The organism is Nonomuraea diastatica, from assembly GCF_004349015.1.
Taxonomy (GTDB): domain Bacteria; phylum Actinomycetota; class Actinomycetes; order Streptosporangiales; family Streptosporangiaceae; genus Nonomuraea; species Nonomuraea diastatica.
This window is the reverse complement of record NZ_SMKP01000026.1, coordinates 41,481-54,510: the sequence shown is the minus strand read 5'-3', so window position 1 is coordinate 54,510 and position 13,030 is coordinate 41,481. Positions and strand designations below refer to the sequence as shown.

At 72.0% G+C, this 13,030-nt stretch carries 10 protein-coding genes; 4 read left to right on the top strand and 6 right to left on the bottom strand.

Features of this window, described 5'->3' with window-relative positions:
- Positions 1-102: 102 nt before the first annotated feature.
- Positions 103-813 (top strand): thioredoxin-like domain-containing protein, encoded by a 711-nt coding sequence (locus E1294_RS12090; protein ID WP_132507854.1) that lies wholly within the window; start codon positions 103-105, stop codon positions 811-813.
- 6 nt (positions 814-819) lie between these two features.
- Here E1294_RS12090 and ald read toward each other — a convergent pair whose 3' ends face one another.
- Positions 820-1,935, bottom strand: a complete 1,116-nt coding sequence (ald, locus tag E1294_RS12085) for an alanine dehydrogenase (RefSeq protein ID WP_132507852.1) — start codon at positions 1,933-1,935, stop codon at positions 820-822.
- A 149-nt stretch (positions 1,936-2,084) separates the two neighbouring features.
- Here ald and E1294_RS12080 point away from each other — a divergent pair, with 149 nt between their 5' ends.
- Positions 2,085-2,996, top strand: coding sequence for an excalibur calcium-binding domain-containing protein (locus E1294_RS12080; RefSeq protein ID WP_132507850.1), 912 nt, complete (start codon positions 2,085-2,087; stop codon positions 2,994-2,996).
- Here E1294_RS12080 and E1294_RS12075 read toward each other — a convergent pair.
- From E1294_RS12075 to E1294_RS12065, 3 genes are read right to left on the bottom strand one after another with little or no spacing between them, the layout of a single operon-like run.
- Positions 2,993-4,372 (bottom strand): NCS2 family permease, encoded by a 1,380-nt coding sequence (locus E1294_RS12075; protein WP_132507848.1) that lies wholly within the window; start codon positions 4,370-4,372, stop codon positions 2,993-2,995. The two genes, E1294_RS12080 and E1294_RS12075, sit on opposite strands and share 4 nt — an antisense overlap.
- A gap of 57 nt (positions 4,373-4,429) precedes the next feature.
- Positions 4,430-4,663, bottom strand: a complete 234-nt coding sequence (locus tag E1294_RS12070) for an EF-hand domain-containing protein (protein WP_132507846.1) — start codon at positions 4,661-4,663, stop codon at positions 4,430-4,432.
- Positions 4,663-6,855, bottom strand: coding sequence for a molybdopterin cofactor-binding domain-containing protein (locus E1294_RS12065; protein ID WP_132507844.1), 2,193 nt, complete (start codon positions 6,853-6,855; stop codon positions 4,663-4,665). The genes E1294_RS12070 and E1294_RS12065 overlap by 1 nt, the downstream gene beginning before the upstream one ends.
- 94 nt (positions 6,856-6,949) lie before the next feature.
- Between E1294_RS12065 and E1294_RS12060 the strand changes: the two genes are divergently transcribed.
- Complete coding sequence (locus E1294_RS12060) at positions 6,950-8,485, top strand: helix-turn-helix domain-containing protein (RefSeq protein WP_132507842.1); 1,536 nt, start codon at positions 6,950-6,952, stop codon at positions 8,483-8,485.
- 4 nt (positions 8,486-8,489) lie between these two features.
- Here the strand turns inward: E1294_RS12060 and E1294_RS12055 are convergent, their stop codons facing one another.
- Complete coding sequence (locus E1294_RS12055; RefSeq protein WP_132507840.1) at positions 8,490-11,288, bottom strand: AfsR/SARP family transcriptional regulator; 2,799 nt, start codon at positions 11,286-11,288, stop codon at positions 8,490-8,492.
- 237 nt (positions 11,289-11,525) lie between these two features.
- Complete coding sequence (locus E1294_RS57120; RefSeq protein ID WP_281284417.1) at positions 11,526-11,660, bottom strand: hypothetical protein; 135 nt, start codon at positions 11,658-11,660, stop codon at positions 11,526-11,528.
- A gap of 62 nt (positions 11,661-11,722) precedes the next feature.
- On the opposite strand from E1294_RS57120, the gene E1294_RS12050 reads away from it, so the two are divergent.
- A complete protein-coding gene (locus E1294_RS12050; RefSeq protein ID WP_132507838.1) occupies positions 11,723-13,006 on the top strand; it encodes a helix-turn-helix domain-containing protein in 1,284 nt (427 codons plus the stop codon).
- Positions 13,007-13,030: the final 24 nt, after the last annotated feature.

The window sequence follows — 13,030 nt, the reverse complement described above, 5'->3', positions numbered from 1 at the left end:
CCTGGGGGAGCGGCCGTGATCGGACCCTTATGTAGGTCTTATTACCCGCATACGCCCGGAGGGCATAGGGTGACCGGAGTTTGGTACGCCGATGGAGGAACGATGGCCAAGGAGAAGGCGCAGGCGAGGCGCGAGCATCTGGAGAGGATGCGGGCCGAGCAGCGGCGTAAACAGCGTCGCTCAGCGCTGCTCATGTGGGGCACCGGCGGTCTCATCGTCGTGGTGCTCGTCGGCGTGGTGGGCTTCTACCTCGTCAACCAGGCTCGTGAGACCTCTCTCGACGCGGTGACCAGCGCGAAGTACGAAGGTGGCCAGCACGTGTGGACCAAGGTCTCCTACAAGGAGACGCCTCCCGTGGGCGGCCAGCACCACAACAACTGGCAGCAGTGCGCGATCTACGAAAAGCCGATCCACAGCGAGCACGCCGTGCACTCGCTGGAACACGGCGCGATCTGGATCACCTACCGGCCCGACCTGCCCAAGGCGCAGCTCGACGCGTTGACGGAGGTCGCCTCCTCCACGGGGCAGCAGGACTACATGCTGATGAGCCCGTTCCCCAACCTGCCGTCGCCGATCGTCGTCTCGTCTTGGGGTAACCAGCTGAAGCTGGCCGACGCCAACGACCCGAAGCTCGGGGCGTTCATCAAGCGATACCAGAACGGGCCCGACACCCCCGAGCTCGGCGCCACCTGTGGCGGCGACGCCGCCATCACCACCACGGCCGACCAGGCGCCCCTGCCTCCCGAGCCCACGGGCCAGCAGCAGGCGCCGATGGAGACCACCTCCCCGGCGCCCAGCGAGTCCCAGCAGTAAGAGGGCTCAGGGCAGCACGTCCTCCGGCGGTGTCCACTCCATCGCGTGCGCTTCGGCCACCGGCCGGCTGGTCAGCCGGCCCTCGTGGGTGCTCAGGCCGAGCGCCAGCGCCGGATCCTCGCGCATGGCCCGCGCCCAGCCCAGTTCGGCGACGGCCAGCGCGTACGGGAGAGTGACGTTCGTGAGAGCGAACGTCGAGGTGTGCGGCACCGCGCCCGGCATGTTGGCCACGCAGTAGAAGATCGAGTCGTGCACCCGATAGGTGGGCTGCTCGTGCGTGGTCGGGCGGGAGCCGGCGAAGCAGCCGCCCTGGTCGATCGAGATGTCCACCAGCACCGAGCCCGGCTTCATCCGGCTGACCAGGTCGTCGCTCACCAGCGTCGGCGCCTTCGCGCCGGGCACCAGCACGGCGCCGATGACGAGGTCCGCCTCCAGCACCGCGCGCTCGACCTCCAGCGTGTTGGAGGCGATCGTCTGGCAGTGGCCCTGATAGATCAGGTCGGCCTGGCGCAGCTTGTCGATGTTCTTGTCCAGCAGCATCACCTCGGCCTGCATGCCGAGGGCGATGGCGGCGGCGTTCATGCCGGACACTCCGGCGCCGAGCACCACGACGTGCGCCGCCCGCACGCCGGAGACGCCGCCCATGAGCACGCCCCTGCCGCCCTCCGAGCGCATCAGGTGGTAGGCGCCGACCTGCGGCGCCAGCCGGCCGGCGACCTCTGACATGGGCGCGAGCAGCGGCAGCGCGCCGCCGGGCGTCTGCACGGTCTCGTAGGCGACCGCGGTGCAGCCCGAGTCGAGCAGGGCCCGCGTGCACGCCTTGCTCGCTGCCAGATGCAGGTACGTGAACAGCACCTGGCCCTTGCGCAGGCGGTGGTACTCCTCCGGCATCGGCTCCTTGACCTTCATGACCAGGTCGGCCGCGGACCAGAGCTCGTCGGCCTCGGGGACCAGCACGGCGCCCGCCGTGGCGAAGTCGGCGTCGGGGATGGACGAGCCGGCGCCCGCGTCGCGCTCGACGTAGACCTGGTGGCCGTGACGCACGAGCTCGTGGACCCCGGCAGGGGTCAGGGCCACTCGATATTCGCTGTTCTTGACCTCTCGGGGTACGCCGACCTTCATGAGACAACTCTTTTCGCCAGTATGGTGATTTACCCCCAGTCTTCCTTCTATAGCGATGAGAAGTGAGGATTGTTCGGCTGATTACCTGCGTGCCGCTCGTCCTCGATAAGCTCACCCGCATCCCGAACATCAGGATGAGGTCGCCATCGATGGACAAACCCGAAGAGCCGCCACCCGCGGACCCGGGAGAGCCGCAGGCCAGCAGGCTCACCACCATCGTGCTGATCGTCTCGCTCGTCCTCGTCGTGCTCGTGGCAGGTGTGCTCGGCACGGTCGCGGTCCTGATGACCCGCAGCCCCGACACCCCGCTGTTAGGGGGCTCGCCGCCCCAGCGGCTGTCCGTGCCGATCCACTTCGCCCCCGTCAGGGAGACCAAGCCCGCGCCCTGCCCCGGCGACCCCGCCGTGCTCGACGCCGAGCAGACCACCTGCTACCTCCTTGAGGACGGCGTCACGGTCGGCGCCGTGCAGAAGGTCGAGCCGGTGCGCGAGAGAGACGGCCAGTATTCCGTGCGCATCGCGATCGCGGCGGCGTTCAAGGAGCGGCTGGTTCAGCTCATCGACGAGCAGGTGCCCGAGCAGCGGCAGGTCGCCGTCGTGCTGGCCCCGGAGAAGCCCGAGGTGCCGAAGACCGTGCTGGCCGCGCCCATCGTCACGCAGCACATGGACGGCGACAGCATGAGCATCGCGGGATACACGAAGGAGGAGGCCGACGCGCTGGTGGCGCGCCTGCTGGGCGGCACGCCGAGCGCGTCCCCCACCGCCTCGCCGACCGGCCCCGCCTCCAGCGATCCCGCGCCCACCGGCCCCGCCTCCACGGGTCCCGCCTCCACGGGCGTCCCGTCCCAGCCCTCCACCGGCGCTCCCCAGACGACGCAGAGCAGCGGCCCCGGCACGACGCAGACGGGCGCCGCACGCGCCACCGACCGCCGCTACGGGAGCTGCAAGGAGGCCGTGGCCGCCGGCGACGGGCCCTACTACCAGGGCACGCACGCCGAGTACGCCTGGTACACCGACGTCGACCGCAACGGCGTGGCCTGCAACAGCGCCGACATGCGTTAGCCGAACAGCCGCTCGAGCCCGTCGATGGCGAAGTAGGCGAGGAAGACCAGCGAGACGATCCAGAGCAGCCACGGGATCTCCGAGAAGCGGCCCCTGGCCGCCTTGATGAGGGTGTAGACGATCACTCCGGCGCCCACGCCGTTCGTGATCGAATAGGTGAACGGCATCAGCGCGATCGTCAGGAACGCCGGCACGGCGAGGTCCAGGTCGTCCCAGGGCACGTTCCTGCTCTGCATCATCATCAGCGCCCCGACCAGCACCAGCGCGGGCGCGGCCGCCGCGGCGGGCACCACCGTGGCCAGCGGCGTGAACAGCAGCGTCACCCCCAGCATCGCCCCGGTCACCACGCTGGCCAGGCCGGTCCTCGCGCCTTCGCCGACGCCGGCGGCCGACTCCACGAAGACGGTGTTCGCCGAGCAGCTCACCGCGCCGCCCACCATGCCGGCCACGCCGTCCACGGTCAGGATCCGGCCCAGCCGGGGCACCTGCCCGCGCTCGTCGATCAGCCCCGCCTCGTCGCTGACGCCGATGATCGTGCCCATGGCGTCGAAGAAGCCGGACAACACCAGCGTGAACAGCACCACGGTCGCCGTCAGCGCCCCTGCCCTGGCGAAGCCGCCGAACAGGTCGAACGCGCCGACGAGCCCGAAGTCCGGTGCCGAGACCAGCGACTCGGGCACGCGCGGTGCGACCACGCCCCACGCCTGCGAGGGGATGGTGGCCAGCGAGTTCACCAGGATGGCCAGGACGGCGGTGACGGCGATGCTGATGAGGATCGCGGCCGGGGTCCCGCGGACGTACAGGACGATCATCAGGAGCAGGCCGAAGCAGAACACCGTGACCGGCCAGCCCGCGAGGTGCCCGGTGGCGCCGAGCTGCACGGGCGTGCCCGTGCCGCGCGCCACGAACCCGGCGTCCACCAGGCCGATCAGCGCGATGAACAGCCCGATCCCCACACTGATGGCGTGCTTGAGCGCGAGCGGGATCGCGTTCATGATCAACGTGCGCAGGCCGGTCACGGCCAGCACGATGATCACGAAGCCTTCCAGGACGACCAGGCCCATGGCCTGGCCCCACGTCATGTGCGGCGCGGCCTGGTAGGCGACGACCGCGTTCAGCCCGAGCCCGGCGGCCACGCCGAAGGGGGCGTTGCCGACGACGGCCATCAGCAGCGTGGAGACGGCCGCCGCGAGGGCGGTGGAGGTGGTCAGCTCGGCGATGGAGAGCCGCGCGCCGGTGACGTCCCTGGCGCCGGCCAGGATGAGCGGGTTGAGCAGGATGATGTAGGCCATGGCCATGAACGTGGTGAGCCCGCCACGCACCTCACGGCCGACGGTGGTCCCCCGCCCGGTGAGCTCGAAGAGCCTGTCGAGCACGCCATCCCCCTCAATGATCAGGGGGAATGCCCGGGAATTACCCGGCGGGGGACGAGATCACGCCTTTTCGTGCCGCCCTTGGCCCACGAGGCCGACGAACTCGTCGAGCCCGATCGTCCCGTCGCCGTCGTTGTCGGCGGACTTGATGAACGCCTCGACCTCGCTCTCGGACGCGCCCTGCCCGCCCAGCGCCTGGTTGGCCTGGCGGATCTCGGCGGCGGTCAGCAGGCCGTCGCCGTCGGCGTCGAAACGCCGGAACTCCGCCTCGGCCGCCTCACGTGCGCTTGCCATCAGAAACCCCCAGTGTTGACCGTCTCTTGAGACAACGCGATATCTTCCGGCCTAATCGGAACGCGAGTCAACCGGAGCCCGGTCGCCGCGCGCACCGCCGCCGCGATGGCCGGGGTGGAGGAGAGGGTCGAAGGCTCGCCCGCGCCGCGCAATCCGTATGGCGCCGCAGGGTCAGGATTTTCCAGGATTCTCGTCTGCATGGGCGGCATGTCGAGGATGGTGGGGATGAGGTAGTCGGTGAACGACGGGTTCAGCACGAGGCCGTCGCGGACCTGGATCTCCTCCATCAGCGCCAGCCCCAGCCCCTGCGCGGACCCGCCGTGGATCTGGCCCTCCAGCGCCTGCGGGTTCAGCACGCGCCCCACGTCCTGTACGGCCGCCAGCTCGACCACCTTGACCAGGCCCAGCTCCACGTCCACGTCCACGACCGCCCGGTGCACGCAGAGCGCGAGCTGCGTGTGCGAGTCGCCCTGCCCCGTGACCGGGTCCATCGGGTACGTGGGGCGGTGCCGGTATTCACGCGTCTCCTCGATCGGCCCGAACCTCTCCAGCGCCTCCCGGGCCGGCAGGCCGTCGAACCGTTTCCGCACGGCCTCGCAGGCGGCCCGCACCGCGCCCCCGGTGACGTACGACTGACGGGAGGCCGACGACGAGCCGGCCGAGCCGACCGCGGTGTCGGCGGTGGCCACGGTGACGTTCGCGATGCCGAGCTCGGTGCGGGCGATCTGCGCCTGGAGCGTCACCAGGCCCTGGCCCACCTCGGCCGCCGCCGTGTGCACGGTGACGTGCGGCTCGCCGCCGACCAGCTCGGCACGCACGCGGGCCGTGGAATAGTCGTCGAAGCCCTCGGAATAGCAGATGTTCTTGATCCCGACGCCGTAGCCGACGCCCCGGCGCACCGACTCGCCGTGGGTCGTCTGCGAGACGCCGCCCGGCAACGCCAGCTGCTCCGTGGCGGGCGGTCCCTCCGGCAGCGGCATCGACTCCAGGTCGCGCAGCATCGCGGCCAGCGGGGCCGGAGCGTCGATCAGCTGGCCGGTGATGAGGCGCGAACCCTGCGAGACGGCGTTGCGGACGCGGATCTCGACCGGCGACAGGGCGCACGCCTCGGCCAGGCGGTCCATCTGCGACTCGTACGCGTAGCACGCCTGCACCGCGCCGAAACCGCGCATCGCACCGCACGGCGGGTTGTTCGTGTAGACGCCGATGGCGTCCACGCGCACGTTCGGCACCTCGTACGGCCCCACGCCCAGCGAGGCGGCGTTGCCCACGACCGCGGGTGAGGACGAACAGTAGGCGCCGCCGTCCAGCAGGATGTCGGCCTTGACGTAGACGAGCCGGCCGTCGCGGGTGGCGCCGTGCTCATAGCGCATCAGGGCCGGATGGCGGTGCACGTGGCCGAAGAACGACTCCTCGCGGCCGTAGACGATCTTCACGGGGCGGTTCAGCCGCAGGGCCAGCATGCAGGCGTGCACCTGCATGGACAGGTCCTCCCGCGCGCCGAACGCGCCGCCGACGCCCGACAGCGTCAGGCGTACCTTGTCCTGGGGCAGGCCGAGGCAGGGGGCGAGCTGGTCGCGGTCCACGTGCAGCCACTGGGTGGCGATGTAGAGGTCGACGCCGCCGTCCTCGGCGGGCACCGCCAGCCCCGACTCCGGGCCGAGGAAGGCCTGGTCCTGCATGCCGACCTCGTACTCGCCGGTGACGACGACCTCCGCCTCGAACGTGTCGCCCCGGCGTACCGGCTGGTGGCGGACGACGTCCCTGGCCTGGCGAGGGTCGGTGACGGCGGCGCGGACCTCGTAGTCCACCACGATCGCTGCGGCCGCCCTGCGGGCCGTCTCCGGATGGTCTGCGGCCACCAGTGCCACCGGCTCGCCCTGGTAGCGGACCTGGTCGATGGCCAGCACCGGCTGGTCGCTGCGGTCCAGCCCGAAGAACTTGACGCCCGGCACGTCCTCGTGCGTCAGCACCGCCAGCACCCCGCCGATCGTCAGTGCCGGGCCCACGTCGATCGAGCGGATCCACGCCGACGGGTGCGGGCTGCGCAGCGTGACGCCCCACACCATGCCGTCCAGCCACAGGTCGGAGGCGTAGGCGAACTCGCCGGTCACCTTCAGCACGGCGTCCGGCCGCCGCGCGCTCTCACCGACGCCCTGTCCTGCGGTGGTGGTGCTCGCCGTCTCCGTCATCTTCCGAGTAGAGCACCGCCGCCGGTTTCGTCCTATGCGCCCGGCGTCAAATCCGGGTCAGCGGTTGTCCGCACCTCCTTGTATATTCCTCCAAATGCGGATCTCTGACCTGCTGGCCATCGAGGAGCTGCGCCTCACGCTGCTCGCCGGCGACCCCGCCCGCGAGTTCAGCACCGTGCACATCACCGACCTGCCCGAGCCTGGGCGCTACCTGGGCGGCGGCGAGCTGGTCCTGTCCGGGCTCATGTGGTGGCACGAGCCCGGGGACTCGGCGCGCTTCGTGGCCGCGCTGGCCGAGGCCGGGGTCGCCGCGCTCGGGGCCGGTCAGGCCTGGCTCGGCCACGTGCCCGGCGACCTGGTGACCGCCTGCCGGGCCGCCGGTCTGCCCCTGATCGAGGTGCCGACCGAGGTGTCGTTCCGCACGCTGGCCGAGCTGGTCGTGCCCCGCCTGTCCGGCGACGTCCGCGAGGCGCTCGGCAGCCACCGCAGGCTCGTCGCGGCCATGGCCGAGGGCGCCGACCTGCCCGAGTTGTTCCGGCTGACCGCCGCCGAGCTGGGCGTCACCGGCGCCGTCGTGTCCGCGTCAGGCGAGGTGATCGTCGGCGCGGCCGACGACCCGGAACGCCTCGCGACGGCGTACCTGACCGCGCCGCGGCTGCCCGCGCTCGCCGGCGACACCACGATCTTCGCGGTCGGGCGCGGCCACCGGGCCGCGGGCTGGGCGCTGGCCTGCGACGGCGACCTGCTCGGCCGGGCCGACGTCGGCTACGAGCTGGCCGCCTGCGTGGCACTCGAACGCAGCCGCATGGAGGAGGGGCGCAGGGTCGAGCGCCGATTGATCGAGCAGCTCGTCGCCGCCGCACTGGCCGAGGCCGACCTGCCCGAGCTGAACGCCCGGCTGCGGACGTGCGGCATCGACGCGGCGGAGCCGTACACGATCGTGAACGCCACCGTGTCCGGCCAGGGCGCCGCCCTCGGCCCTGCCGCGCTCGGCGGCCAGGTCGTCGAGGAGCTGCTCGGCCGCGAGGCGGTCGCGGCGGTGGTCCCGGGAATGGGCCCAGCGGTGGACCCGGCGGTGGACCCGGGAATGGGCGGGGACGGCGCGGTCGCCGTGGTGCCCCTGCGCGGGCGCACCGCCTCCGAGGTCGCCGGCCGGCTGCGCGCCGGGGCGCGGGTGTTGTCCACCCAGCAGGGCACGCGCGTCTGCGTCGGGCTGAGCGGCGCCCTGACCGGCGCCGCCGCCGTCAAGGGCGGGGTCGAGGAGGCGGGGCACGCCAGACGCCTGGCCGAGGCCCGCGCCGGCGGCGTGGTGACCAGCGACGAGATCTACACGCACGCGCTGCTGCTGGCCACCGTGCCGGTGGACGTGCGCCGCTCGTTCACCGCCCGGCTGCTGGCGCCGCTGCTCGACTACGACCGCACGCACCAGTCGGAGCTGGTGCGCACCCTGCGCGTCTACCTCGACTGCGCCGGCTCGTGGAACGCCTGCGCCGAGCGGCTGCACGTGCACGTCAACACCGTCCGCTACCGCGTCCGCAGGATCGAGGAGCTGACCGGCAGGGACCTGTCGGCGATGGCGGACCGGGTCGACTTCTTCCTCGCGCTCAGGGACACGGGACCGCCCAGATAGCGGATCAGACCTGGTGCAGCGCCTCGTGCACGGCCGCCTGCTCCTCCGCGAGCCGCCGCTCCCAGCGGGGGTTGCCGAGTGCGCCGCCGAAGCCGGCGGCCTCGGTCACGCAGGCGAGCGCCCGGTCCGGCCGCCCCATGACCCGGTGCGTGTACGACAGCCCGACCAGGCAGCGCAGTTTCCCGATCCGGTAGCCGACCAGCGTCATGAGGTCGGAGGCCCGTACGAGGTGCTCCAGCGCCTCCTCCGGCCGGCCCATGGCGAGGTGGGTCTCGCCGAGCCCCATGCGGATCTGGGCCTCGTGGGTGAGGTCGCCCACCTCCTGGGCGTCCGCCAGCGCCGCGTAGAGGGGCTCGCACGCCTTCTCCGGACGCCCAGCGCCGCTGTGGGCGTTGCCCGTCATCAGCAGCGCGTAGCGGACGCCCACCCGCGAGCCGATGCTCCTGGCGAGGGCGAGCTGGCGTTCGGCCCACGGGAGCGCCTCCTCGAAGCGCTCGCCCGAGATGTGCACGACGGCGAGGTTGCCCATCGCGCGCTGCTCGCCGAAGGCGTCGCCGAGCCGCCTGGCGATCGTCAGCGAGGCCCGCAGATGGGCGACGGCCTCGTCGGTGCGCCCCGTCACGCGCAGGGCGTTGGCGACGTGGTCGTGTGCGAGCTGCGCGCTCGCCTCGTCGCCGAGCCGCTCGCTGACCCGCAGGGCCTGCGCGTTCAGCGCGAGCATCGTCGTCATGTCGTAGGCCCGCTGCTGGTGCCAGGCGAGGCCGAACGCGAGGTTGATCCCCAGCCCGGCGATCGTGTCGTCGGGGAAGCTCATGGCCTGGGCGGCCGCGGCGACCAGGATGGGCTCCTCCTCGCAGAGCCACGCCTGGGCCTCCTCGCAGCCGGAGACCTGATGGGGAACCGCGTCCACGGGGGCGGCGGTCTGCACGCGGTGCGGGTCGATGACGCTGCTCGCCAGCCGGGCCGAGGCAGCGTAGTAGGAGAACACGCGGACGAGCGCGTCCCTGGCGCCGTCCGGCCGCAGCTCGCCCGCGAAGAGGCGGACGAGGTCGTGCAGCTGGTAGCGGCCGTGGCCGGCGCGGTCGAGCAGGTGGGCGTCGACCAGGCGTTCCAGCCCCGGCTCCGCCTCGGCGGGCGGCACGCCGAGCAGCGCGCCCGCCACCTCAGCGGTCGCCTCGGGCACGTGCAGCAGGCCGAGCAGCGCGAGGATGCGTGCGGCCTGCCGGTCGACGGCCCGGAGACCGCGCTCGAGCGCGGTGTGGCTGGCCGCGAGGCTGGAACGCACCGCCAGGTCGCCCACGGCGAGCTCGTGCAGGCGCCGCCGCTCGTCGCTCAGCCGGGCGGCCAGTGTCGCCACGGTCCAGTCGGTACGGCCGGCCAGGCGCGCGCCCGCGATCTTCAGAGCCAGCGGCAGGCCGTCGCACAACCGCACCAGGCTCGCCGTCTGCCCCGCGTCCGCCGCCACCCGGCCCGCGCCGGCGAGCCCGGCCAGCATCGTGGCCGAGTCCGCGTGGGACATGCGGTCCAGCTCCAGCTGGAAGTAGTCGTCGCCCCACGTCATGGTCTCGCGGCTGGTCACCAGGAGCGAGGTGCCGAACGGCGTGGCCAGCAGCGGCCGGATCTGCGCCAGGTCCGCTGCGTCGTCGAGCAGCGCCAGCACCCGCCGGCCGTGCAGGCGGCTGCGCCACACGGCGGCCGCCTCGTCGAGGTCGGAGGGCACGGCGTGGGGCGGCACGCCGAGCGCGCGCAGGAACCGCCCGAGGACCTCCAGCGCGGTGAGCGCGGGCAGCTCGGGCGTGGCGGCCCGGCAGTTGACGTAGAGCTGGCCGTCGGGGAACCGCTCTTCCACCAGGTGGGCGACCTGCACCGCCAGTGCCGACTTGCCGACGCCGGGCGGTCCCGTGATGATCACCAGGGGACCGGGCGGCGCGTCGTCCCCGGGTGCCAGCCGCTCCTTCAGCTGGGCGGTCTCATCCGCCCTGCCCACGAACACCGCCAGCCGCCGCGGCAGCTGGTGCGGCGCCGGCGGCGAGAGCGGGGCCGCGTCGGCGCGCAGCACCATCTCGTGGCACCTGCGCAGCCCCTCGCCGGGGGACAGGCCCAGCTCCTCGGCGAGGACGACCCGGCCCTCCTCGAAGGTCTCCAGCGCCTCCGCCTGGCGCCCGGAGCGGAACAGCGCCGTCATGAGCAGCTCGCGCGCCCGCTCGCGCAGGGGGTGCTGGCGGGTCAGGTCGCGCAGCGCCTCGATGATCTCCGCGTGCCGGTCGAGGCGCAGCAGGCTCTCCGCGCGCTGCTCGAGCGCCGACAGCCTGAGCTGCTCCAGGCGGTCGCGTTCCTGCTCAACGAACGGGCCCGAAAGGCCGCTCAGCGCGATGCCGCGCCACATCCGCAGGGCCTGGTCGAGCGCGCGCACGGCCTGCCGGTCGTCGCCGCGCCGCTGCGCCCGGTGCGCCTCGGCGACGCGCTCGCCGAACAGCACCGCGTCCACCTGACCGGGCCGCAGGTGAAGGACGTATCCGGCGGACGTGCCCGCCAGCAGCCGCGACGGCTCGCGGCGGCCGCGCGAGGGCTCGAAAGCGCGGCGTAAGCCGGAGATGTAGGTGTAGACGCTCTGCTCGGCGTTGCGCGGGGCGTCGTCGCCCCAGATGCCGGAGACGAGCCGGTGCATCGGGACGGGCCTGGCGGGGACGGAGGCGAGCAGTGCGAGGGCGACCTGTTGCCGGGCAGGGCCGAGGTCGAAGGGCTCGGCCTCCCGCTCACCGGTGACCGCGCCGAGCAGGCGGATGTAGATCTCTTCGCTCACGCGACCTCCCCGCTCCTGAATCACCCCAAGGCAGCGTCGTCGAAGCGATCACTGTAGATCAAATGTAGACGGCGCCGGGTAAACTTCTGGATCAAGGCCGGGCTGGAGGGCCACTTCGGAGCGGGGTTCGAGGGGCACACATGACGAGGGCGTGCCTCATCGTCCCGGGGAGTGCCAGGAGCGAGGTGCGGTGTCGCGCCCCTGACGCCGGGAGTGTGCCCCTCCGGCCGAATGGCCTCAGCAGCAGTCGCTGGAATCCTGATTGGCGCCGACGGGGGACATTTCAGCACTAGCGGCCGTAACATTGCCCGCAAAGGTCGCAGCGACCATCATCGCGGTGACCAGTGCCGACAGGGCAATACGCATACGCATGGGGGTTCTCCCTCGCCTATGTGGGGGTTGCTCGGACTATATCTTCTCAGGGAGCGACGACTGTGACCACATCTGACCTGGTCGGACTCCGCATCAAGACAGTTCGGCGACAACGCGGCCTGTCACAGGCACAGCTGGCGCATCCCGAGTTGTCGGACAGCTACGTCTCGTTGATCGAGAGTGGCAAGCGTACCCCGACTCCTGCCGTTCTGGAGCTATTGGCCCAGAAACTGGACTGTTCGTTGTCTTATCTGATCAACGGTGTGACCGCCGAGCAGATGGAGGACATCGAGCTGGCCCTCGGTTACGCACGGTTGGCGCTCGAGAACGGTGAGGTCGCCGAGGCCCGCACCCGCTTCCGTGAGCTGCTGGCCAACAGCAACCTGACAGGGTTGCCCACGCTTCGTCAAGACACCGAGTTCGGGCTGGCCCTCGCCACCGAGGCGGCCGGCGACCTCGACGAGGCGATCTCCATCCTCCTCAAGCTCCGCGAGGAGGAACTGTCACCCGAGCGGCGCATCGAGGTCGCCATGGTGTTGTGCCGCGCCTACCGCGACAGCGAGCGGCTGACCGAGGCCGTCACGGTGGGGGAGCAGATGCTGGGCGGGAGCGCCCGCCTGCCGTGGACCGATCCGCTCGTCGAGCTGGCCGCGACCCTGCTGTCGGCCTACATGCACCGGGGCGACCTGCTCCGCGCCCGCCAGTTCGCGGCCGAGCTGCTCAACGCGGCCGACGCGCTCGGCACGCCGCGCTCCGTCGTGGCCGCCAACTGGATGGCCTCCAACGTCGCCTACAACACCGGCCACAACGAGGAGGCGCTGTCCTTCGCCGAACGGGCCATGGCGGTGCAGCTGGAGAACGGTCATCCGCGCAGCGTCGCCAGGATGCGCCTCGCGCTCCTGCAGCAGCGGCTCAAGGCACGGCCCGCCGAGGCCGGCGCCGTGCGCGACGAGCTGCGCGCGACGGTCGCCGAGTTCGAGCAGACCTCGACCAGCACGATCGACAAGGCCAGGGTCCACGTGGAGCTGGCCTACGCCGAATACATGACCGGCGACCTCGACAAGGCCGTCGAGCACGCCAAGATCGGCAGAGGGCTGGTCCCCGAATACGGGCACGTGCTTGGCGCCGAGGCCAACCTCCTGCTCGGCCGGGCCTACGGCTCCGTCGGGCGCTCCGCCGAGGCCGCCGGTCACGTGGCGTCGGTGCGCGACTGGCTGACCCCGCTGCCCGACTCACGCCGCTCCGCCTCCACCTGGCTGGCCACGGCCGAGACGATCGAGGAGCTGGGCGATGCGGAGGGGGCCGTCGAGGCCTACCAGCGGGCACTGGCCTGCGCGGGTCTGTAGGCGGGCCCCTGCATCGGGGCCCGT